This is a genomic window from Cellulomonas sp. SLBN-39, assembly GCF_006715865.1.
Classification (GTDB): domain Bacteria; phylum Actinomycetota; class Actinomycetes; order Actinomycetales; family Cellulomonadaceae; genus Cellulomonas.
Map to the genome: position 1 here is coordinate 3,359,688 of NZ_VFOA01000001.1, position 20,115 is coordinate 3,379,802.

17 protein-coding genes and 1 tRNA gene are annotated in these 20,115 nt (G+C 74.9%); 7 read left to right on the forward strand and 11 right to left on the reverse strand.

The features are described from left to right. Positions 1 to 42 precede the first annotated feature (42 nt). The 4 genes from FBY24_RS15340 to FBY24_RS15355 all read right to left on the reverse strand — a co-directional run bounded on the left by FBY24_RS15340 (position 43) and on the right by FBY24_RS15355 (position 7,346). Positions 43 to 3,432: an ATP-binding protein gene (locus FBY24_RS15340; protein WP_142161904.1), complete on the reverse strand. Its 3,390-nt coding sequence runs from the start codon at positions 3,430 to 3,432 to the stop codon at positions 43 to 45. After that, positions 3,429 to 4,196, reverse strand: a complete 768-nt coding sequence (locus FBY24_RS15345; protein WP_370510998.1) for a DUF4194 domain-containing protein — start codon at positions 4,194 to 4,196, stop codon at positions 3,429 to 3,431. The genes FBY24_RS15340 and FBY24_RS15345 overlap by 4 nt, the downstream gene beginning before the upstream one ends. Beyond that, a complete protein-coding gene (locus FBY24_RS15350) occupies positions 4,189 to 5,661 on the reverse strand; it encodes a DUF3375 domain-containing protein (protein ID WP_142161906.1) in 1,473 nt (490 codons plus the stop codon). The genes FBY24_RS15345 and FBY24_RS15350 overlap by 8 nt, the downstream gene beginning before the upstream one ends. A gap of 116 nt (positions 5,662 to 5,777) precedes the next feature. After that, complete coding sequence (locus FBY24_RS15355; protein ID WP_142161908.1) at positions 5,778 to 7,346, reverse strand: polysaccharide lyase family 1 protein; 1,569 nt, start codon at positions 7,344 to 7,346, stop codon at positions 5,778 to 5,780. 593 nt (positions 7,347 to 7,939) lie between these two features. On the opposite strand from FBY24_RS15355, the gene FBY24_RS15360 reads away from it, so the two are divergent. Then, on the forward strand, positions 7,940 to 9,082 hold the full coding sequence (locus tag FBY24_RS15360; RefSeq protein WP_142161910.1) for an MFS transporter: 1,143 nt from the start codon (positions 7,940 to 7,942) through the stop codon (positions 9,080 to 9,082). A 91-nt stretch (positions 9,083 to 9,173) separates the two neighbouring features. Continuing rightward, complete coding sequence (locus FBY24_RS15365; protein ID WP_142161912.1) at positions 9,174 to 9,647, forward strand: SRPBCC family protein; 474 nt, start codon at positions 9,174 to 9,176, stop codon at positions 9,645 to 9,647. On the opposite strand, the gene FBY24_RS15370 is transcribed toward FBY24_RS15365, so the two are convergent. Beyond that, positions 9,622 to 9,945: a hypothetical protein gene (locus tag FBY24_RS15370; protein ID WP_142161913.1), complete on the reverse strand. Its 324-nt coding sequence runs from the start codon at positions 9,943 to 9,945 to the stop codon at positions 9,622 to 9,624. The genes FBY24_RS15365 and FBY24_RS15370 overlap by 26 nt on opposite strands. A gap of 111 nt (positions 9,946 to 10,056) precedes the next feature. Further along, positions 10,057 to 10,139, reverse strand: a tRNA-Leu gene (locus FBY24_RS15375). A gap of 205 nt (positions 10,140 to 10,344) precedes the next feature. On the opposite strand from FBY24_RS15375, the gene FBY24_RS15380 reads away from it, so the two are divergent. Then, entirely contained in the window at positions 10,345 to 10,725 is a 381-nt protein-coding gene (locus tag FBY24_RS15380) for a helix-turn-helix domain-containing protein (RefSeq protein WP_142161915.1), read from the forward strand. A gap of 52 nt (positions 10,726 to 10,777) precedes the next feature. Here the strand turns inward: FBY24_RS15380 and FBY24_RS15385 are convergent, their stop codons facing one another. From FBY24_RS15385 to FBY24_RS15405, 5 genes are all read right to left on the reverse strand, one after another. Beyond that, on the reverse strand, positions 10,778 to 11,368 hold the full coding sequence (locus tag FBY24_RS15385) for a ClpP family protease (RefSeq protein ID WP_142161917.1): 591 nt from the start codon (positions 11,366 to 11,368) through the stop codon (positions 10,778 to 10,780). Beyond that, a complete protein-coding gene (locus FBY24_RS15390; RefSeq protein WP_142161919.1) occupies positions 11,368 to 11,982 on the reverse strand; it encodes a ClpP family protease in 615 nt (204 codons plus the stop codon). Before FBY24_RS15390 ends, FBY24_RS15385 begins: the two co-directional genes overlap by 1 nt. 98 nt (positions 11,983 to 12,080) lie before the next feature. Continuing rightward, a complete protein-coding gene (locus tag FBY24_RS15395) occupies positions 12,081 to 12,845 on the reverse strand; it encodes an alpha/beta fold hydrolase (RefSeq protein WP_255432430.1) in 765 nt (254 codons plus the stop codon). A 138-nt stretch (positions 12,846 to 12,983) separates the two neighbouring features. Beyond that, the gene (locus FBY24_RS15400) at positions 12,984 to 13,751 is read right to left on the reverse strand and encodes a fructosamine kinase family protein (protein ID WP_142161921.1); all 768 of its coding nucleotides are present in this window, start codon (positions 13,749 to 13,751) and stop codon (positions 12,984 to 12,986) included. A 13-nt stretch (positions 13,752 to 13,764) separates the two neighbouring features. Further along, positions 13,765 to 14,307: an Lrp/AsnC family transcriptional regulator gene (locus tag FBY24_RS15405; protein WP_142161923.1), complete on the reverse strand. Its 543-nt coding sequence runs from the start codon at positions 14,305 to 14,307 to the stop codon at positions 13,765 to 13,767. A 202-nt stretch (positions 14,308 to 14,509) separates the two neighbouring features. Between FBY24_RS15405 and ald the strand changes: the two genes are divergently transcribed. Genes ald through FBY24_RS15425 form a run of 4 tightly spaced genes read left to right on the forward strand, consistent with a single transcriptional unit; the run spans position 14,510 to position 20,099 of the window. After that, positions 14,510 to 15,649: an alanine dehydrogenase gene (gene ald, locus FBY24_RS15410; RefSeq protein ID WP_142161925.1), complete on the forward strand. Its 1,140-nt coding sequence runs from the start codon at positions 14,510 to 14,512 to the stop codon at positions 15,647 to 15,649. Between the two features lie 10 nt (positions 15,650 to 15,659). After that, the gene (locus FBY24_RS15415) at positions 15,660 to 16,682 is read left to right on the forward strand and encodes an NAD(P)-dependent oxidoreductase (RefSeq protein WP_142161927.1); all 1,023 of its coding nucleotides are present in this window, start codon (positions 15,660 to 15,662) and stop codon (positions 16,680 to 16,682) included. A 10-nt stretch (positions 16,683 to 16,692) separates the two neighbouring features. Further along, entirely contained in the window at positions 16,693 to 18,786 is a 2,094-nt protein-coding gene (locus tag FBY24_RS15420; RefSeq protein WP_142161929.1) for a M3 family metallopeptidase, read from the forward strand. Beyond that, positions 18,783 to 20,099, forward strand: a complete 1,317-nt coding sequence (locus FBY24_RS15425) for a M20/M25/M40 family metallo-hydrolase (RefSeq protein WP_142161931.1) — start codon at positions 18,783 to 18,785, stop codon at positions 20,097 to 20,099. Before FBY24_RS15420 ends, FBY24_RS15425 begins: the two co-directional genes overlap by 4 nt. The last annotated feature ends 16 nt before the right edge of the window (positions 20,100 to 20,115 follow it).

Below are 20,115 nucleotides of genomic sequence, written 5' to 3' on the forward strand. Positions count from 1 at the left end.
ATCATCGCAGCACGCGGTGCTCGCCGCGCCCGAGATGCGCGGTCAGGCGGGTGGCTCCGTGCCCGGCAGGCCCGCGACGGGCTTGGTGCGGGAGCGGCCCGACGCGTCCTTGAGCACCACGTACTTCAGGTCCACGTGCGGCTCGAGGGCGCTGAACTTGTCGTTCGGCGCGCCGATGACGAGCTGGAAGCCCAGGCCCCGCCACGCACCGACGGCGCGGCCGGTGAACCGCGCGTCGGCCTTGATGAGCGCCTCGTCGAGGAACACCGGCGCGTACCGGGGGCGGGCCGCACCGGCGTCGCCGAGCTGGTACCGCAGCGCCGCGCCGACGATGAACGCGACGAGCTCCTGGGACTCCCCGCCGGACTTCTCGCCGATGTGGTCGTACAGGGCCACGTGGTTGCCGTCCAGGTCGACCTTCTCCGCCGACAGGCGCACGTGCCGGCGCACGTCCACCAGGTCCGCGTAGTCGGGGGAGGAGCGGCGGATCCTGTCGACGACCTTGGCCATGCGCAGGTAGCGGCGCTCGCGCTCGGCGTCCGTGGCCTGCGTGGACAGCACCTCGCGCAGGTCCCGCAGCTCCTTGCGGAACCGGGCGACGACCGCGGACTGGGTGTCCCGGGCGTCGATGCGCAACCGGTGGTCGTCGTCGGAGAACGGCAGGTCCGCGAGGATGTCGTTCACCGGGCGGATGCGCTCCTTGATCTCCCGGACCGACCGGGCCAGCGCGTTGTGCAGGTCGGTCAGGTCGTTGCCCGACAGGCGCAGCAGGCTCTTGCGCCACTCCGCCTCCAGCTCGTGCAGGCCGCTGACCTCCAGCTCGGTGAGGATCCGCACGAAGTCCGGGTACGAGGCGTCGGGGTCGGTGCCCAGGTTCGGGTCGGGCCAGCGCTCGACGAACGTCTCGAACGTGCGGCGCAGCGCGTCGCGCGCCGCGGCCACCGTCTGCTGGGCGGCCTGCCGGTCGGCGCGCAGCAGGTCGCCCGCGCGGGCGACGACCGCGTCGAACGCCGCCAGCGCCTCGACCGGGTCCCCGGCGGGTGCGCCCGTGCCCGCGTCGTCGGTCCCCGCGCCGTCCGTGCCGGCGAGCAGCGTGTCCAGGTACGCCTGCTGGTCCGGTGCCAGCGCCGTGCCCGCGTCCTGCGCGTCGTCCAGGGCCCGCTGCGCCGTGTCGACGGCGTCCGTCGTGGCCGACCACTCGTCGCCGAGGCTCTGCGCCAGGCCCTTGGTGCGGCCCAGGTCCTCCGTGAGGGTCTGGATCGTCACCTCCAGCTCCGCCGCCCGCTCCTGCAGGTGCGTCACCTCCGGGTTGCCCGCCGTGACGTCCTGCACGACCTGCTCCCAGCGCGCCCGCTCGGCCCCGACGCCGACCACGTCGACCTGGTCCCACGACGTGGCGACCAGCGCCTCGCGCGCCCGGCGCACGACCTCGTACCGGTCGTGCGCGGCCCGGGCCGCCTCGACCTGCTCCTCGGCCTGCGCCGCCCGCCGCTGCGCCCGCGCGACCTGCTCGTCGAGGTGCGCCAGCCGCCGGGCGTTGGTGAAGCCCAGCACGTTGGCCCGGCCCTGCCCGCCGTGCGCGCCCCGGTTGCCCTCCGACACCTGCCCCGACCGCGTCAGCGCCTTCGCGTGCTGGGCCAGCTCGCCCGGGGTGTCCACGCACACGTACGCGAACCGCTCCGCCAGCTCCGAGCGCAGCCACCCCGTGAACGGGCCCTGCCGGTAGTCCAGCCGCCCGGGCAGGGTGTGCGCGTCCACACCCACGTCGTCCCGCAGCCCCGTGGGCACACCCTGGAACCGGATGCGCCGCGCCGTGGGCACCGCGTCGATCGCCGCCCGGAACGCCCGCACGTGCGCCGCGTCGATGAGCAGCAGCGTCGCGAACCCACCCAGGGCCAGGTTGAACGCGTCCCGCCACGGCTCGTGCTCCGTGCGCACCTCGACCAGCTCGGCCACGAACGGCAGGTCCTCGGGCGTCAGGCCCGCCGCCTGCGCCAGCGCCGCGCGCGCCGCGTGCAGGTCGCCCGGGATGTTGTCGTGCCGCCGCAGGACCGCCGCCCGCTCGACCTCCAGCGCCGCCAGGTCGGCCTTCGCCTCCTTGCTCAGCGACATCGCGTCGAACAGCCCCGCGAACGCCCGCTCCTTGGCACCCGGGTCCGCGAGCGCCGCACGGGACTGGTCAGCCAGCGCCGCCAGCCCCGCCTCGTCGTCGACCGCCGCGTCCAGCACGGCCAGCACCTCGTCCAGCCGGCCCCGGGCGCGCACGACCTCGTCCTGCCGGGCGCGCACCGCCGTCAGCTCCCGCTGGGCCGTGGCCAGGCGGTCCCCGCCCGACGCCCACAGCGTCTCCTTGACCCCGTCGAGCTCCGCCCGCGCCGCGGCGACCCGCGCCGCCGTCTCGCGCGACGTGTGCCCCGCCTGCTGGTGCCGGACGTGCAGGTCCGCCTCGACCGCCCGCAGCAGCCCCAGGCGCCGCCCGTGCCGCCACAGCGCGGCGGGCGACGTCCCGTCGTCGAACGACCCGACGGCCTCGATGACGCCGACGCGCTCGCGGGCGGCCTCCAGGGCGGCCCGGTGCTCGCGGATCGGCTCCAGCGCCTTGACCTGCTGGCGTGCGGTGATCATCTGGTCGCGCGTGCCGGTGAGCTTGTCGAACTGCTCGACGACGGCGTCCGCGGTCGCGAACGTGTCGGGGTCCTCCAGCACCATCGCCTTGTACAGGGCGTCGACGGTGGTGATCTGCTGCCCGGCCTGGATGCGCCCGAGCAGGCCGACGGCCTTGCTGCCGTCACCGGCTGCGCCGATCCCGAGGGTCGAGTGCAGGCGCGCGGTGAACTCGCGGTCGGTGTCGTAGCAGGTCAGGCCCGCCTCGGTGACGGCGTGCCGGGCCAGGCGCTGCGCCGCGGGGCCCTCGAGGTCGCGGGCGTCGAACGGTCCGTCGACGGTGGCGCGGACCGCGACGACGTCCTCCAGCGTGCGGGCCGCGGACGGCACGTACCAGGCGCGGACCGCGGTCAGCTGCGTGCCGGACTGGTCGGCCCACGTCATCGCGATCGCCGACCACGTGTCGTGCCCGTCGCCGCGCAGGACCCGCTGCCGGGTGCCGTCCTCGGTGCGGGACTCGTCGACCTTGCCGCGGGCGTACGACAGGATGTTGCGCTGGTCCTTGCCGCGCGGGCGCCCGACGACACCGCCGTTGGACGCGCCGTTGAACGGCGTGGTGTGCGGCATGAGCAGCGCGATGTACGCGTCCATGAGCGTCGACTTGCCGGACCCGGACCCGCCCGAGAGCAGGGTCGCGGTCGAGGCCAGGCGCACACGGTGGTGCCCGTCGTACCCACCCCAGTTGACCAGCTGCAGGTCGCGCGCGACCCACTGCTGCCCGGTCGACGCGGCGGGGATCAGCCCGAACAGGGAGTCGAGCATCGTCATCGGTCGGCCTCCTCGCCGTCGGCAGAGTCGGCGGCGTCGTCGGCGGGGTCGTCAGCGCCGGGGGAGCCGCCGGCGGGCCCGTCCACGCGGGTGCGCAGCCAGTCGCGCAGCTCGACGAGCCGTTCGTTGCTGAGGACGACCTCGACGAGCGCGGTGACGCGGTAGCGCCCCTCGGACTCCTCCTCGACCAGGCCCTCCTTGGCCAGGCGGGCCACGGCGTTGCGGATCTCGCGCTGGTGGGCGGCGACGTTGGTGTCGTCGGGGTCGAAGTACGTCAGGGCCGTCTGCTCGAGCTCCTCGACGTCGACGCGCACCGACGTCTCGCCGGCGCCGCGCTCGCGCTGGTACACCGTGCGCAGGTGCACGAGCACGAGCGTCTCGGCCCGGGAGTACGCGTCGTCGCGCAGCAGCACGGGCACGTCGAGCTCGGCGGAGCGGACCTGCTTCTTGTACGCCACGCCGCGGTCGTGGTCGACGACGAGGTGCACGAACAGGTCGTGCAGGCGGGACTCGATGACCTGCTGGTTCTCCAGGAGCGTGCGCCACTGCGCCCGGTTGCGGTCGGCGAGCAGGAAGCGGCGCTGCAGCAGCCGCACGAGGACCCGCCGCACGTCGGCGTCGAGGGTGCCGCTGTCGCCTGCGAACAGCTCGGTGGGGTCCTCCTCCATCGGCACGGGCGCGATGAAGCCCGGGTCGCCCTGCGCCGCGTGCTCGTCAGGAGCGGCGTCCGTGACGTCGTCCGCCGTCACGCTGGTCTCACTCATCGTCCTCGTCCTTCGTCCGTGCCGTGACCCCGCCGAACGCGAACCGGCGACGCGTCCCGTCGGGGCGCACCGCCTCGACGTACGCGAGCTCGCCGGTCTCCTCCATGCCGAGCTGGTGGGCGATCTCCAGCAGCCCCAGCAGGTCCACCGGCCGCCGCAGCGCCGGCGGGGCCGCCGTGAAGGCCGCCGCGACGTCGACCGTCGCGGCCCCGTCGGCGAAGCCTGCCAGGTGCGTGCCCAGGTCGGCGTAGTGCGGTCCGCCCCACGCGCGCGCCTCGTCCTGCGCCACGTCCTCGTCGTCGTCCCACGACGCCAACGGCGCCGGCCCCTGCGGGGGGCGCAGGTCGCCGGGCGTCTGGCGCAGGTGCTCGACGTCCGCCACCGGCAGCCGCCGCAGCGGGTCCACGGGCTCGCCGCGGCGGGCGTCCGGCACCCACCCGGCCAGGCCCGTCATGACGTCGCGCAGCAGGTCGTCGACCTGCCGGTCGCGCAGCGGGTCGTGGTTGCGCACCTGGGCGGTGATCACGTACGACGCCTCGCGCTGGGCGGTGAACACCTGCTCCAGGCCCTGCTCGATGCGCCGGCCGATCTCGCGCAGCTCGGTGCGCTGCGCGGCCGCCAGCCGCCGCGTGAACCGGTGCCGGAGCACCACGTCGAGCTGCGCGGACAGCTCGTCCAGGCGCTGCGGGTCACCCAGCAGCCGCAGCGCACCGGCGAACGCCCGCCCCTCGGAGGTGGACTCCATGACGTGCTCGCCGCGCTCGAGGTACTCGCGCAGCACCGCCCCCGTGGGGCGCTCGTCCTGCCGCAGCGCCGTGACCACGTCGCGCTGCATCGCCTTGATGGACTCCGCGACCCGGGCGAAGTCCGCGGGCAGCTCGCGCACCAGGTGCAGGACGTTCTCGGCCTCCTCGAGCAGCTGCTCGTCGTCGACCGGGTCGACCGCGCCCGTGCGCTCCAGGCGCGCGACCTCGGCCTGCAGGCGGCGGATCTCCGCGTCCAGGCGCGCGACCCGCACCATGACGTCCGGGTCCGCGTCCTGCGCGAGCCGGTCGAGCGCGTCCAGGAGGGTGCGGACCCGCGACTGCGACACCCGCGCCCGCGCGCCACCCGCACGCCCGGCGACCTCCAGCGCCCCGACGGCGTGCGCCGACAGCCGGTACACCTCGACGTCGCCGTCGAGCACCTGCCGCACCAGCCACCCCGCGTCGGCCCACTGCCGGCACAGGTCCCGCGCCGACCCGACCGGCACCTTGTCCTCGTACCCGGCGGCGCGCAGCTGGTGCAGGGCGTCGCCGATCTCGGTGTGCGCGTCCGCCACCGGCACCGTCGGGCGCTCGGCGGTGAACACCACGGACAGCAGCGACACGACCAGCGGCGCGTACCGCTTGTGCAGCAGGTCCAGCATCGGGTTCTGGAACGCCCGGACCGCGCCCAGGTACGCCCCTTCAGTGCGAGAGATCATCGCCGCACAGCGTAGGTGCGCCCGCCCACCGCACCGTGCACCCGCCGGGCGTGCCCGCGCACGACGGTGCGGGCGGGACCGCCGAGGGCCCCACCCGCACCGTCACGCCCGGCCGGTCACCCGGCGTACGTCTCCAGCTCCGCGATCCGCGGCGTGCCGCTGGCGCCGGTGATCTCGAAGTTCACCTTGGTCAGCGACGTCGCGCCGAACGTGATCGTCGACGGCGAGCCGCTGCCCGACGCCAGCACGGCACCGGTGTCGTTGTTCACCACGCGCCACGCGGTGATCGACCCGCCGCCCGACGCCTGCTTCACGACCACCCGCGACACCGTCTTGGCCGAGTCCCACTTGACCGAGACCCGCCCGGTCGACCCGTTGGGCGACCAGTACGTGCTGGTGGAGCCGTCGACCACGGCCCCGTAGCTGGTGCCCGAGCCCTTGGACGACCCGTCGGCGCCCGCGCCGAGGCTCAGGTTGGTGCCGGTGGCCGGCGGGGTGGTCGGCGTCGGGGTGGGCGTGCCCGATGTCGGCGACGGCGTCGGCGTGCTCGTGGGGGAGGTCGTCGGCGACGGTGTCGTCGGCGTGCAGCTCCCGTTCGAGACCCGCAGGCCCGTGTTCGCCCCGGCGGTCTGCCGGACGATGTCCGGGACGCAGCTGGCGGCGTCGAGGCGGAACGAGTACGGGATGCTCACCGTCGTCGTGGAGACGGGGTTCGGGCCCGCGGGGTTGTTGTCCCCGCTGCGGCTCGACCACGTCACGTTGTCGAAGATGTTCCCGTTGACCTGCCAGGTGCCGGCCTCCGAGGTGTAGAACGTGCCGAGCACGTCCTTGGAGTCCTCGAAGTAGTTGTTGTCGACGCGTGCCTTGGCCCCGGCGCGGGAGTTGATGCCCGACTCGTTCAGCGAGTAGTAGTGGTTGTTGTACATGTGCGCGACGCCGCCGCGCAGCAGCGGTGCGCGGGAGTCGATGTTCTCGTACTTGTTGTTGTGGTAGGTGATGAACCCGTTGGAGCGGTCGCTCTCGGAGGACCCGACGAGGCCGCCACGGCCCGAGTTGCGCAGGATCGAGTAGGACAGCGTCACGTACTGCGTGTTGTCCTTCATGTCGAACAGGCCGTCGAAGCCCTCGGACTCGCCGCCCGACGCCTCGAGCGTGACGTGGTCGACCCAGACGTTGCGGACGTCGGTCTCCATGCCGATGGCGTCCCCGCCGTTGGACGTGGGGGAGCCCGACTTCTTGACGTTCTTCACCGTGACGTTCTGGATGATGATGTTCCGCGCCTCGCGGATGTGGATGCCGATCTCGTTGAACACCGCGCCCGAGCCCACGCCGACGATGGTGACGTTGCTGATCTGCTTGAGCTCGATGACCCCGGCCGCGGTGTTGCACGAGCCGGTGACCTTGGCCGTGTTGGCGGGCGTGATCGTCCCGACCACCTCGATGGTGATCGGGGTGCTGGCGCTGGCGCGGCCGCACAGCGCCTCGTGGATCTGCGTGCCCGTGGTGGCGCGCACGGTCGCGCCGCCCGCGCCGCCGGTCGTGCCGCCGTTCTGGGACGCGAAGCCCGTGGCGGTCCCTGTGGCGGCCTGCGCCTCGGGGACGGCCAGGGCGTTCACGCCGATCGTGGCTGCCACGGCCATCGTGGCTCCCGTGGCCAGCAGCCGCAGTGCGAGTGGTCGTCTCATCGTCGCCTCACGTTCGTCGTTGAAAGCGGGTCGTGACGCGCACGGCGGACGGCCGCGAGGGGAGCGGTCGTGCGTGCCGTGCACGCACCGGCGGCGTGGCGGACCGGCGGTCCGTCGACGCTGAGGAACCGGTTTCTCGACCGTAGGAGAGCGATTTCCGATCTGACAACCCCCCGACGGGGCCCGAATGGTTTAGGAGTGCGCCCGCCGCCCGTCCGGGTGAGGGTGCGCTCAGTCCGCGAGGGCGCTCGCGTCGACCCGCGCGCCAGGGCTGACCTCGCGGAAGTCGTCGTCGGGGCGCCGGTGCCCCGAGGGGTCAGGAGCAGCCTGACAGACGGGCTTCCGCTTCCCGCGGCGGACACCGTCTCGCCGTGCTCCAGGTCGAGGGGCGCCGCGCACGCCGAGCCGCCGGTGAGGGTCTGCGTGCTGAACAGGGCGCAGACCCTCCTCGACTCGGTCGAGGCCGCCCACACCCCGCCACCGTCCTCGAGCTCGGCGAGCAGCCGCGCCGACTCCGACGCGAACAGGTCTCTCGCGGAGGGCTCCGATATGCAGAATATTCGGTACGACCACTCGGCCTCACCTACGGGCTGATGCTGCTCAGCATCCCCGTGCAGTTCGGCGCCGTCGCGATCGTCGAGCGCGCCGGCTTCCGGCGCACGACGGTCGTGGGCTGCAGCGCGCTGCTGGTGCTCATGGTCATGCTCGCGCTCGTCTCCCGGGCGCCGGACCCGACGGTGGCTTTCGTCGTGATCGTCGTGCTCATCGAGGTGGTGGTCTCGGCGTCGTGGGGGCTCGCCTGGCACCCGTGGATGCAGCAGGTGGTACCCCGGCCGGGGCGGCCGCGGTACCTCGCCACGGCTCAGTCCACGGCCCAGGGATTCAACGTCGCCATGCTCGCCGTGTTCGCACTGCTCGCGGGGGCAACCGCCTCCGTCGTGGAGTACCAGGCCTTCCTCGGGCTGCTCGCGGTCTTCGTGATCCTCTCGATCGGCGCGTGCCGCCTGCTGCCCGAACCGGTCGTCTCCCGCCGTGCGGACGAGAACCGTCCCGGTGTGCTCACGTCCGTGGCTGCGGGCTACAGGCGGGCACGGGCGGGGGTCGAGTCGGTTCGGGCAAGCGTGCCGATGCGTCGACTACTCCTGGTCTACGTGATCGACGTGCTCCTGGCGACCCCGCTGCTCACGGGGTACGCCGTCGTCGTGCTCGGGATGCCCGCGGCGCTGGTCGCGTTCTCCATCGGCGCGCGCTCGCTCTGCGGTGTCGTCCTCGGACCCCTGTGGGGTCGGTTCCTCGCGCGCCACGGGGTTCGACGCACGGTCGCGCTCTCGCTCTCCGCGGCGTGCGTCGTCAAGGTGCTGTGGCTGCTGCTCCCTGCCGACCCGGGGCAGGGCGCCTCGGCGACCACGCAGGTGGTGTTCGTCTCCCTCACCCTCGTCGGCGCCGCGCTCGGCATCGGCTACGGCCTGAGCATGCAGCTCCTCTGGTACGAGCTGGCGCCGGAGTCGGACGCGGTCGCGCTCTTCACGCTCAAGGACGTCCTCGAGTCCGGCAAGGCGCAGCTCGGCACCGCCGTCGCTGGCGTGCTCGTGTCTGCCGCGGCGGCATGGACGTTCTCGGCGGGCAGCCTGTCGGTGGACGCCTACAAGATCGCGGGGCTCTGCGGGATCCCCGTCGCCGTCGTCGTCATCCGGGTCGTCAGTCGGCTCGACGTGCCCGAGCACGCACGGGCGTGAGAGGTCGGCGATCGCCGGCGCCGGTCGATCGACGTGCCCGCACGCACCCCTTGCCCCGGTGCGTGGGGGCCTCCGGTGGCAGCATCGCGGGATGAGTCCTCGCTCGCGGCACCTGAGCATCGTCATCGCGCGTCCCGTCGCCGACATCTACGCGTTCGTGGCGGACCCGGCCAACCTGCCCCGCTGGGCGCCCGGGCTGGGCACGTCGGTCGTGCACGACGGCGACGACTGGTATGTCGAGACCCCGCAGGGTCGTGCGCGCGTGCGGTTCGCCCCACCCAACCCGTTCGGGGTGCTCGACCACGAGGTGCTGACCCCGTCGGGCGAGGTCGTGCACGTGCCGCTGCGCGTGATCGCCGACGGCGACGGCTGCGAGGTCGTCTTCACCCTGCGACCCGCACCGGGGATGTCCGACGCCGACCTCGACCGCGACGAGGCCCTGGTCACCGCCGACCTGGCCCGCCTCCGGCAGGTCCTCGAGGGCGCGGCGCCGGCCGACCGCGCCCGCACCGGTCACGGCGTCGGCTCCGACGGCGACGTTAGCCGCCCAGACCTTCGGCCATGACGTCTCGGATGGCGGCCGCCGCGCGGCGCGCCACCTGTTCCCGCGCGACGTCGCCTGCGTGGGCGTAGAGGTCCGCCTCTTGCTCGTAGGCCTCTGCGCGGTGCGACGCGAACGTATAGGCGCGCGTCGCCGAGATGACACCCTCGTGCCCCTTCGCGTACCAGATGAGCCCCCGGACAGAGGAGAGCCCGCCCGCGCCGTCGGTGTCGCCCGCCGCGTCGAGGGCACGGCCGCGGTCCTCGAGCAGGCGTTCGAACGCCTCGGAGCTGTCGGGCGGGTGGGTGCTCGGCGTGCTCACCATGTCAGGGTCGTGCTCCCGGGTGACGTGCGGCAAACCGGTGCCGCGTCGGACGCACGACGAAGGCCCCCGACCGAGGTCGAGGGCCTTCGTCGTCGCTGTCTCAACGAGTGTCCGGAGGGGGACTTGAACCCCCACGCCCTTTCGGGCACTAGCACCTCAAGCTAGCGCGTCTGCCATTCCGCCACCCGGACGGGGTGGTACCTCGGCGACCCCGGAGGGCCCCTTGGCGCGGCAGAGAACTTACCACGGCGCGGGCGTGGTCCTCGCATCGGGCCCCTGCGCGGGAGGGGGCATGGCCTGCGGCGGGTCCCTCGGGCGCCGCCGGTCGCGGTGGTCGCGTTCTGCCCTGAGCAGATCGTGCGGACGCCACGGCAGGCCCCGTCCTACCGTCGGGGCATGACCTCTCCCGCCGCGCCGCCCGCCCGCCCGACGAGCGCCTGGCGCCGCACGATCGGCAGGCTGCTGCGGCGTGCGCGCGAGGAGCAGGGGCTGCGGCTGGCCGATGTCGCGGAGCGGGCCCGGCTCTCGCCGCAGTACCTCTCGGAGGTCGAGCGCGGGCTGAAGGAGCCGTCGTCGGAGGTGCTCGCAGCGCTGACCGGGGCGCTGGGCGTGACGCTCGCCGACCTGGCGCTGGCGCTGGGCAGCGAGCTGGAGCAGCGCCGCGCACCCGTCCGTGTGCTGCACCTCACGTCGCAGCGCGGGTCGTCGTCCGTCGTGGGTGCCGGGCCTGTCGGGGCGTCCGCCTGGGGGCCGGACGTCGTGGCCCTCGCCGCCTGACGCGTCGGCCCGGCCGTGGGGACCGGCACCGGCCGGACCCCACGACGGGTCGTCAGACGCGCGCCGCCACCACGTGGTCGGCGATCCCGTACGCCACGGCCTGCTCGGCCGTCAGCACCAGGTCGCGGTCGGTGTCGCGGCGCAGCGTCGCCAGGTCCTTGCCCGTGTGGTGGGCCAGCACCTCCTCCAGCTGCGCGCGCACCCGCACCAGCTCGTCCGCGGCCAGGATGAGGTCCGGGATGGGCCCCTGGCCGCGCGTCGTCGGCTGGTGCAGCACCACCCGGCCGTGCGCGAGGATCGCCCGCTGCCCCGCGGTCCCGCCCGCCAGCAGCACGGCCGCCGTCGACGCCGCCTGGCCCACGCACGTCGTGGCGACCGGCGGGCGCACGTACTGCATCGCGTCGTACACGACGAGCATCGCCGACGTCGACCCGCCCGGAGAGTTCACGTACAGCTGGATCGGCTTGTCCGGGTCCTCGGACTCCAGGTGCAGCAGCTGGGCGACCAGCACGTTCGCGACACCGTCGTCGATCTCGGTGCCCAGGTACACGATGCGCTCGGACAGCAGCCGGCTGAACACGTCGACCGTGCGCTCGGACCCGGCCCGCCGCTCCACGACGTACGGGATCGTGTACCGGCTCATCACCGCACCCCCAGCCCGGCCGTGCCAGCCACCGGCGGGAGCAGCGCCGACACGTCGTCGACGACGTGGTCCACGAACCCGTACGCCAGCGCCTCGTCCGCGGTGTACCAGCGGTCCCGCAGCGAGTCCTCGTGCACCCGCTCCGGGGTCTGCCCGGTGTCCCGGGCGATCAGGCCCAGCACCGTGTCCCGCGTGTGGCGCAGGTCGTCGGCCTGCAGCTCGACGTCGACGGCCGACCCGCCGATGCCCGCCGACCCCTGGTGCATGAGCACCCGGGCGTGCGGCAGCGCGTACCGCTTGCCCGGGGTGCCGGCCGAGAGCAGGAACTGGCCGGCGCTCGCGGCCATGCCGAGCGCGACGGTCCGCACGTCGTTGGGGATGGCCGTCATGAGGTCGCGGATCGCGAGCATCGCGTGGATGGATCCGCCGGGGGAGTGGATCCACAGGCTGATGTCGGTGCGGGGGTCCTCGGCGGACAGGAGCAGCAGCTGCGAGCACAGCCGGGTGCCGTTGGTCTCCTCCAGGGCGGTGCCGAGCACCAGCACCCGGCGGAACAGCAGCCGGGCCGTGAGCTCGTCGTCGGTCGTGCGCAGGGGCGGGGTCTCGTGCGTCATGACCCCAGCCGACCCTCCCGACCGGGGAGGGCGCCAGGGCGCGCTGCCGTCGGCGGATCCGCCCGTGGCGGCGTGGGCGGGCCGCTGCCGGACGCCGGTCAGGCGGGCAGCGGGGCCCGGGGCAGGCGCGGGGCGGGCAGCCGGCCCGCGGGGAGCAGGGCGGCCGGCGTCAGGACGCGGGCGCGGCGGACCGCGCGGGGCGCCCGGGCGGGGTGAACGCCGTGCGTGAGCTCGCGCAGCGCCTCGACGAGCACGCGGTTGAACGCCGTGGGCGCGTGGCTGTTCACGTCGTGACCGGCGCCGGGGACGACGGTGAGACGCGCCGTCGGGGCGGCGCGCAGGAACCGGCGCTCGTCCAGGCGCAGCGGGTCGCGCCGGCCGTTGACCACCCACAGCGGCACCCGCAGGCGGCGCACGTCGGTCAGGGGGGAGTAGCCGGCGATCGCGGTGAGCATGTCGGTGACCACGTGCCAGGTGCCCTGGCCGAGGCCGAGCGTGCGGGTCACGTGGTGGGCGGCGTCGCGGTACAGCCCGACGGGCTTGCCGCGGACCTCCGTGGAGCAGCCGGCCAGCATCACGCCCGCGAGGCGGTGGCCGTGCCGCGCCGCGTACGCGAGCGACAGGTACCCGCCGAGCGACAGGCCGACGAGCAGCGGGGGTGCCTCGTGCGCGTCGACGGCGGCGTCGATCGCGGCCATCGCGCCCTCCCAGGTGAAGCGCTCGCCCGTGCGGGCGCCGTGCCCCGGCAGGTCGATCGTGGTGGTCGGGTGCCCGGCGGCCTCCAGGGCGGCGACCTGCGCGTGCCAGATCGCGGACGACGTGCGGGTGCCGTGCACCAGCACGACGGGCACCGGGAGGGTCACGAGCGGGCTCCTGACGGTCGGGAGGTGCGGCCGGGGGTGTGCCGCACCCTCAGGATCGACCGTGCGCGGGCACGTATGAGCGACACCTACGTTCTCCGCCCGGCGTGCGCACGGGGCCTTCACGACGTGCACGGCCCGTCACGCCCCCGCCCACGTGTGCAGCAGGTCGCGGGTCCGGCCGAGGTAGCCGCCGCCGAAGAGCGCCGCGTGCACCGCGACCGGGTACAGCTGGTGCAGCCCGACCCGGTCCTGCCAGCCCGCGGGCAGCGGGTGGGTGGCCGTGTACGCGTCCAGCACGACGTCGAGGTGCGGCAGCCCGAACAGCGCCAGCATGGCCAGGTCGGTCTCGCGGTGTCCGCCGTGGGCCGCGGGGTCGATCAGCGTCGCCCCGGACTCCGTCCACAGGACGTTGCCCTGCCACAGGTCGCCGTGCACGCGCGCCGGCGGGTCCTCGTCGTCCCACGTCCCGGCACGCAGGCGGTCGAGCAGCACCTCGGCCGCCTGCAGGTCGTCCGCGTCGAGGTCGTCGCGCAGGCGGGCGAGGACCGGGGTGAGCCGGTGGTCGGCCAGGAACCGGCCCCACGACGACTCCTGCGCCGCCGCCATCGGCAGCGGGTCGGACAGGGGGCCGAACCAGCCGTGGCCGGCCCACCCCGCGGGCGGGGCCCCGAACGCCTCGGCGCCGGCGTCGTGCGTCACGGCGAGGCGGGCGCCCAGCTCGGCCGCCGCCCACGGGGTCGGCGCGACCTCGTCGAGCCGGACCAGGTCGAGGTGGTCGTCGCCGACGTCGAGGACCTCGACCACCGGGACGCCGCCGGGCACGCGCAGCCACCGCAGGCCGGCCGCCTCGCAGCGGAAGAACCCGGCCGGTGCGCCGGGGCGCGCCTTGCGGTGGACGCCGGTCACCGGACGGGGTCCGTCACCGGGTCGCCGTCGGGGCGTGCAGGTGCTCGAAGACGAGGGAGGTCTGCGTGTGGGCGACCTCGTGCCGCGTGCTCAGGTGCTCCACGACGAAGGCGCGCAGCGCGGGGGAGTCCTGCACGGCCACGTGCACGAGCACGTCCTCGGCGCCGCCGAGCAGGTACACGTCGCGCACCTCGGGCCGCTCGGCCAGCCCGCGGGCGAACGCACCCAGGCGGGCCCGCGCGGCGGCCTGCAGCCGCACCGCGATGATCGCCTGCAGCCCGCGTCCGAGCGCCTCGGGGGACACGTCGGCGTGGAACCCGCGCAGCACCCCGCGGGCACGCAGCGCCGCGACCCGGGCGTGGCAGGTGGACGCGGCGACGCCCACCCGGTCGGCCAGGTCCTTGTTCGACATGCGCCCGTCGGCCTCGAGGGCACGCAGGATCGCGCGGTCGACGTCGTCGAGGGGGACACCCGCGGCGGCGACGGGCTGCGCGCCGAACGCCGTTCGGCGACCGGCGCTGGCCGACCCCGCTCCGGCCGACGTCTGTGCGGACATGAGGCCACCGTAACGAAGGAACATCAGTCGCAACCCGCTCGCAACACACGAACTTCACACTGGTGACCGGCGTCACACGCTTTCGGGTGAGGGCGGTCGTGCACCCCCGCGGCCCCCACGAGCGCCACCAGCACCACGACCACCACACCCGTGGTGGCACCGCAGACCCCACAGCCACCACACGCACCCGAAGGAGCCCGCCATGCGCGTCGGCGTCCCCCGCGAGGTCAAGAACCGCGAGTACCGCGTCGCCATCACCCCGGCCGGCGTCCACCAGCTCGTCCGCTCCGGCCACGAGGTCCTCGTCGAGACCGGGGCCGGCACCGGCTCCGCCATCACCGACGAGGCCTACACCGCCGCCGGCGCCACCGTCGTGCCCACCGCCGCCGACGCGTGGGCCGCCGAGCTGGTCTGCAAGGTCAAGGAGCCCGTCGCGTCGGAGTACCACCACCTGCGCGAGGACCTCGTGCTGTTCACCTACCTGCACCTGGCCGCCGACCAGGCCGGCACCGACGCGCTGCTCGCCGCGGGCACCACGTCGATCGCCTACGAGACCGTGCAGCTGCCCGACGGGTCGCTGCCGCTGCTCGCCCCCATGAGCGAGGTCGCCGGGCGCCTGGCCACCCAGGTGGGCGCGTACCACCTCATGCGCAACGAGGGCGGCCGCGGCGTCCTGCTGGGGGGCGTGCCCGGGGTCGACGCCGCCAAGGTCGTCGTGCTCGGCGGCGGCGTCGTGGGCACCCACGCCGCCGAGATCGCGCTCGGCATGCGCGCCGACGTGACGATCCTCGACCTGTCCGTGCCGCGCCTGCGCGAGCTCGACGTGGCGTTCGGCGGGCACGTGCGCACGCTGGCGTCGTCCGCGTGGGCCGTCGAGGACGAGCTGCGCACCGCCGACCTCGTCGTCGGTGCCGTCCTCCTGCCCGGCGCCCGCGCGCCGCGGCTCGTCAGCAACGAGCTCGTCGCCGCCATGCGCCCGGGCTCGGTGCTCGTCGACGTCGCGGTCGACCAGGGTGGCTGCTTCGAGGACACCCGCGCCACGACCCACGACGACCCGACCTACCGGGTGCACGACTCGGTCTTCTACTGCGTCGCCAACATGCCCGGCGCCGTCCCCGTGACGTCCACGCGCGCGCTGACCAACGTCACCCTGCCGTACCTCGCCGCGCTGGCGAACCACGGCTGGGAGGCCGCGACGGCCCGTGACGCAGCCCTCGCCGGCGGGCTCACGACGCACGCCGGGCGCCTGCTCAGCGCCGCGGTCGCCGAGGCCCACGGGTACCAGGTCGACACCCTCGGCGCCGACGTGCCGACCGGTGCGCCGGAGCCCGCCCGGGCCTAGGCTCGCGCGCATGGGGCGTGCGCTCGTCGTCGGCGGCACCGGGCAGATCGGCCGCGCCGTCGTGCCCGCGCTCACCGCCGCCGGGTGGCAGGTGGACGTCCTCACGCGGGACCCGGCCCGGCACGGTCCGTGGCTCGCCGACGCCGGGGCCACTCCCGTGCCGGGCCACCGCGGTGATCCCGCGGCGCTGGCCGGCGCGCTCGGCGCAGGGGTCGACCTGCTCGTCGACGTCGTCGCGTTCGACGACCGGGACGCCGCGGCGTTCCTCGACCGGCCCGGTGCCGTCGGTGCGGCCGTCGTGGTCTCGAGCGCCGCCGTGTACGTCGACCCCGACGGCCACGGCTTCGAGACCGAGCGGTTCGCCGCGTTCGACGGCCCCGTCGGCGAGGACGCGGGCACGGTCGCACCCGGGCGCGGCTCGTACGCGCGGGGCAAGGTCGCGCTCGAGCACGCGTGGCTGGGCTCGCCCGTGCCGACCACGGTGCTGCGCCCGGCCGCCGTGCACGGGCCGTGGAGCACCCAGCCCCGGGAGTGGCTGCTGGTCCGGCGGGTCCTCGACGGCCGGGACGTGCGGGTGCTCGCGCACGACGGGCGCAGCCGCTTCGCGACGACCGCGGCCGCCGCCGTCGGCGCCCTCGTCGCTGCAGCGGCCGCCGACCCCGCCGACCGGGTCCTCAACGTCGCCGACGCCGACGCCCCCACCGTGACCGAGATCGCGCGGGCCGTCGACGCCGCCCTCGGCGTCACGTCGCGGGTCGTCGGGCTGCCCGGACCGCCGCGCGGGGACCTCGGCCGCACGCCCTGGTCCGTGCCGCACGACCTCGTCCTCGACACCGGCCGCGCGCGTGCGCTGCTGCCCGCACCGCCCGCGCCGTACGCGCAGGCCGTCGTGCCCGCGGCGCGCTGGCTGGCCGCGCGCGGCCGGGACGCCACGTACGCCGGCTTCGCGCGCCTCGAGGGTGGCGGCGACCTGTTCGACTACGCCGCCGAGGACGCGTGGCTCGCGCAGCACGACGACGGGCGTGATCTGTGACGATGGGGGCATGACGTCTCCCGAGCTCGAGCTCGACCCGACCAACCCGTTCGCCCACGCCTCGTCCCTGCCCTACGGCCTGCCCGACTTCCGGGCGATCCGCGAGGAGCACCACCGGCCCGCCCTCCTGGCCGGGATGGCCCAGCAGCGCGCCGAGGTCGAGGCCATCGCCACCGACCCGGCCGAGCCCACGGTCGAGAACACGCTCGTCGCGCTCGAGCGCTCGGGCCGCCTCCTGCACCGCGCCGCCACGGTCTTCTACAACCAGTCCAGCGCGGACTCCACCCCCGGCCTGGACGCGGTCGAGGAGGAGATCGCCCCGCTGCTGGCCGAGCACTCCGACGCCATCTGGCTCGACCCGCGCCTGCACGCCCGGGTCGAGGCGCTCGCCGCCCGCGTCGAGGCGGGCGAGATCACGCTCGAGCCCGACACCGCGTGGCTGCTTCACCGCACCCGCACCCGCTTCCAGCGCGCCGGCGTGGGCCTGGAGCCCGTCGCGCAGGCCCGGCTGCGCGAGATCAACGGGCGGATCACGTCGCTCGACGCCCAGTTCGGCCGGCTGCTGCTCGCCGCGACCAACGCCGCCGCGGTGCTCGTCACCGACCCCGCCGAGCTCGACGGGCTGCCGCAGGACGCCCAGGACGCCGCCGCGCAGGCCGCCGCGGCCGCCGGGCACCCCGGGGCGTGGTTGATCGAGCTCCAGCTGCCCACGCAGCAGTCCGTGCTGGCGTCGCTGCGGCACCGCGGCCTGCGCGAGCGCGTGTTCACCGCGTCCGCGACCCGCGGGGCCACCGGCGGGGAGCACGACACCCGCGCCACGCTGCTCGAGCTCGCCCGGCTGCGCGCCGAGCGGGCCCGCCTGCTCGGCTACGAGCACCACGCCGCCTACGTCGCCGCCGACGCCACGGCCAAGGACGCGCAGGCCGTCGCGGACATGCTCGGCCGGCTCGCGCCCGCCGCCGTGGCCAACGCCCGCACCGAGGCCGCGGACCTCGAGGCCGCGCTGCAGGTCGACCACCCCGGCGCCGCTCTCGAGCCCTGGGACTGGCAGTACTACGCCGAGCGTGTGCGCGCCGAGCGCCGCTCCCTCGACGACAGCGCCCTGCGCCCCTACCTGGAGATGGAGCGCGTCCTGACCGAGGGTGTCTTCGGTGCCGCCACGGCCCTGTACGGGCTGACGTTCGCCGAGCGGCGCGACCTGCCCGGGTACCACCCCGACGTGCGCGTGTACGAGGTCTTCGACGCCGACGGCACCGGCCTGGGCCTGTTCCTCGCCGACTACTGGACGCGCCCGTCCAAGCGCGGCGGCGCGTGGATGAACAACCTCGTCGACCAGTCGACCCTGCTGGGCGAGCCGCCCGTCGTCGTCAACAACCTCAACGTGCCCAAGCCCCCGCCCGGCCAGCCCACGCTGCTGACCTGGGACGAGGTCATCACCGCGTTCCACGAGTTCGGGCACGCGCTGCACGGGCTGCTCTCGGACGTGCGGTACCCGTCGCAGTCCGGCACCGAGGTGCCCCGCGACTTCGTCGAGTACCCCTCGCAGGTCAACGAGATGTGGGCGTGGGACCCGGCCGTGCTCGCCCGGTTCGCCGTGCACCACGAGACCGGCGAGCCCATGCCCGCGGCCTGGGTCGAGACGCTGCTGGCCGCCCGCCAGGACGGGGAGGGCTTCGCCACCACCGAGTACCTCGCCGCGGCGCTGCTCGACCAGGCCTGGTACCGGCTGGCCCCCGAGGACGTGCCGACCGACCCCGAGCAGGTGCTCGCGTTCGAGGCCGCCGCCCTGCGTGAGGCCGGCGTCGACCTGCGCACCGTCCCGCCGCGCTACCGCACGACGTACTTCAACCACGTCTTCGGCTCCGGGTACTCCGCCGGGTACTACTCGTACATCTGGTCCGAGGTCCTCGACGCCGACACCGTCACCTGGTTCGCCGAGAACGGCGGCCTGCGCCGCGAGAACGGCGACGCCTTCCGCGCCAAGCTCCTCGGCCGCGGCGGCTCCGTCGACCCCATGGAGGCGTTCGCCGACCTGCGCGGCCGCGCCCCCCGCATCGAGCCGCTGCTCGAGCGTCGCGGGCTGACCGGGGCCGAGGCACGGTGAGCGGCACCACCACCGCCGCGGACGAGGTCGTCGACGTCTGCCGCGAGCTCATCCGCTTCGACACCTCCAACCCCGGCGACGGCACCGGGCCGGGGGAGCGGGCCGCCGCCGAGTACGTCGTCGGCCTCCTGCAGGACGTCGGCCTCAAGCCCGAGCTGTTCGAGTCCGCGCCCGGGCGCGCCAACGTCGTCGTCCGGGTCGAGGGCGAGGACTCCTCGCGCCCCGCGCTCGTCGTCCACGGGCACCTCGACGTCGTGCCCGCGCACGCCCCCGACTGGAGCGTCGACCCCTTCGCCGGCGAGCTGCGCGACGGCCTCGTGTGGGGCCGGGGCGCCGTCGACATGAAGGACATGGACGCCATGGTCCTCACCGTCGTGCGGCAGATGGCCCGCGAGGGCCGCCGCCCCGCCCGGGACCTCGTCGTCGCGATGTTCGCCGACGAGGAGGCCGGCGGCCGGCAGGGCGCCCACTGGGCCGTCGAGCACCGCCCCGAGCTGTTCGCCGGCGCCACCGAGGCGATCAGCGAGGTCGGCGGGTTCTCGGTCGACGTCGCCGGGCAGCGGGTCTACCTGCTGCAGACCGCCGAGAAGGGCCTGGCGTGGCTCCGGCTGGTCGCGTCGGGGCGCGCCGGGCACGGGTCCCAGGTGCACACCGACAACGCGGTCGTGCACCTGGCCGAGGCGGTCGCCCGCATCGGCGCCCACCCCTGGCCCACCCACCTGACGCCCACCGTCCGCGCCCTGCTCGAGGGCGTGGCCGAGCTCACCGGGCTGCCGTTCGACCCCGAGGACCCCGCGGGCCTGGACGCGCTCGTCGACGCCCTCGGGCCCGCCGCCCGGTTCGTCGGGTCCACGCTGCGGCACTCCACGAACCCCACGCGCCTGGCCGCCGGGTACAAGGAGAACGTCGTGCCCGGCACCGCCACCGGCGTCGTCGACGGGCGCTTCCTGCCCGGGCGCTCCGAGGAGTTCGACGCGCAGGTCGCCGCGCTCGCGGGCCCGCACGTGCGGGTCGAGGACGTCGTGCGCGACACCGGCCTCGAGGTGCCCTTCGAGGGGGACCTCGTCGAGGCGATGGTCGCGGCCGTCACCGCGGAGGACCCGGGGGCGCACGTCCTGCCGTACATGCTCTCCGGCGGCACGGACAACAAGGCGCTCTCGCGCCTGGGCATCACCGGCTACGGGTTCGCCCCGCTGCGCCTGCCCGCGGACCTGGACTTCGCCGGCATGTTCCACGGCGTCGACGAGCGCGTGCCCGCCGACGCGCTCGTCTTCGGCACCCGCGTGCTGGACCGGCTGCTGCGGACCTGCTGACGACGCGTGCGCCCCG

Bases quoted from the DNA above. Each gene is read 5' to 3' on its own strand.
- ald (WP_142161925.1), top strand. From the start codon at position 14,510: ATGCGCGTCGGCGTCCCCCGCGAGGTCAAGAACCGCGAGTACCGCGTC.
- FBY24_RS15365 (WP_142161912.1), top strand. From the start codon at position 9,174: ATGAGTCCTCGCTCGCGGCACCTGAGCATCGTCATCGCGCGTCCCGTC.
- FBY24_RS15340 (WP_142161904.1), bottom strand. From the start codon at position 3,432: ATGACGATGCTCGACTCCCTGTTCGGGCTGATCCCCGCCGCGTCGACC.
- FBY24_RS15390 (WP_142161919.1), bottom strand. From the start codon at position 11,982: ATGACGCACGAGACCCCGCCCCTGCGCACGACCGACGACGAGCTCACG.
- FBY24_RS15415 (WP_142161927.1), top strand. From the start codon at position 15,660: ATGGGGCGTGCGCTCGTCGTCGGCGGCACCGGGCAGATCGGCCGCGCC.
- FBY24_RS15360 (WP_142161910.1), top strand. From the start codon at position 7,940: ATGCTGCTCAGCATCCCCGTGCAGTTCGGCGCCGTCGCGATCGTCGAG.
- FBY24_RS15345 (WP_370510998.1), bottom strand. From the start codon at position 4,196: ATGAGTGAGACCAGCGTGACGGCGGACGACGTCACGGACGCCGCTCCT.
- FBY24_RS15380 (WP_142161915.1), top strand. From the start codon at position 10,345: ATGACCTCTCCCGCCGCGCCGCCCGCCCGCCCGACGAGCGCCTGGCGC.
- FBY24_RS15385 (WP_142161917.1), bottom strand. From the start codon at position 11,368: ATGAGCCGGTACACGATCCCGTACGTCGTGGAGCGGCGGGCCGGGTCC.
- FBY24_RS15350 (WP_142161906.1), bottom strand. From the start codon at position 5,661: ATGATCTCTCGCACTGAAGGGGCGTACCTGGGCGCGGTCCGGGCGTTC.
- FBY24_RS15355 (WP_142161908.1), bottom strand. From the start codon at position 7,346: ATGAGACGACCACTCGCACTGCGGCTGCTGGCCACGGGAGCCACGATG.
- FBY24_RS15405 (WP_142161923.1), bottom strand. From the start codon at position 14,307: ATGTCCGCACAGACGTCGGCCGGAGCGGGGTCGGCCAGCGCCGGTCGC.
- FBY24_RS15420 (WP_142161929.1), top strand. From the start codon at position 16,693: ATGACGTCTCCCGAGCTCGAGCTCGACCCGACCAACCCGTTCGCCCAC.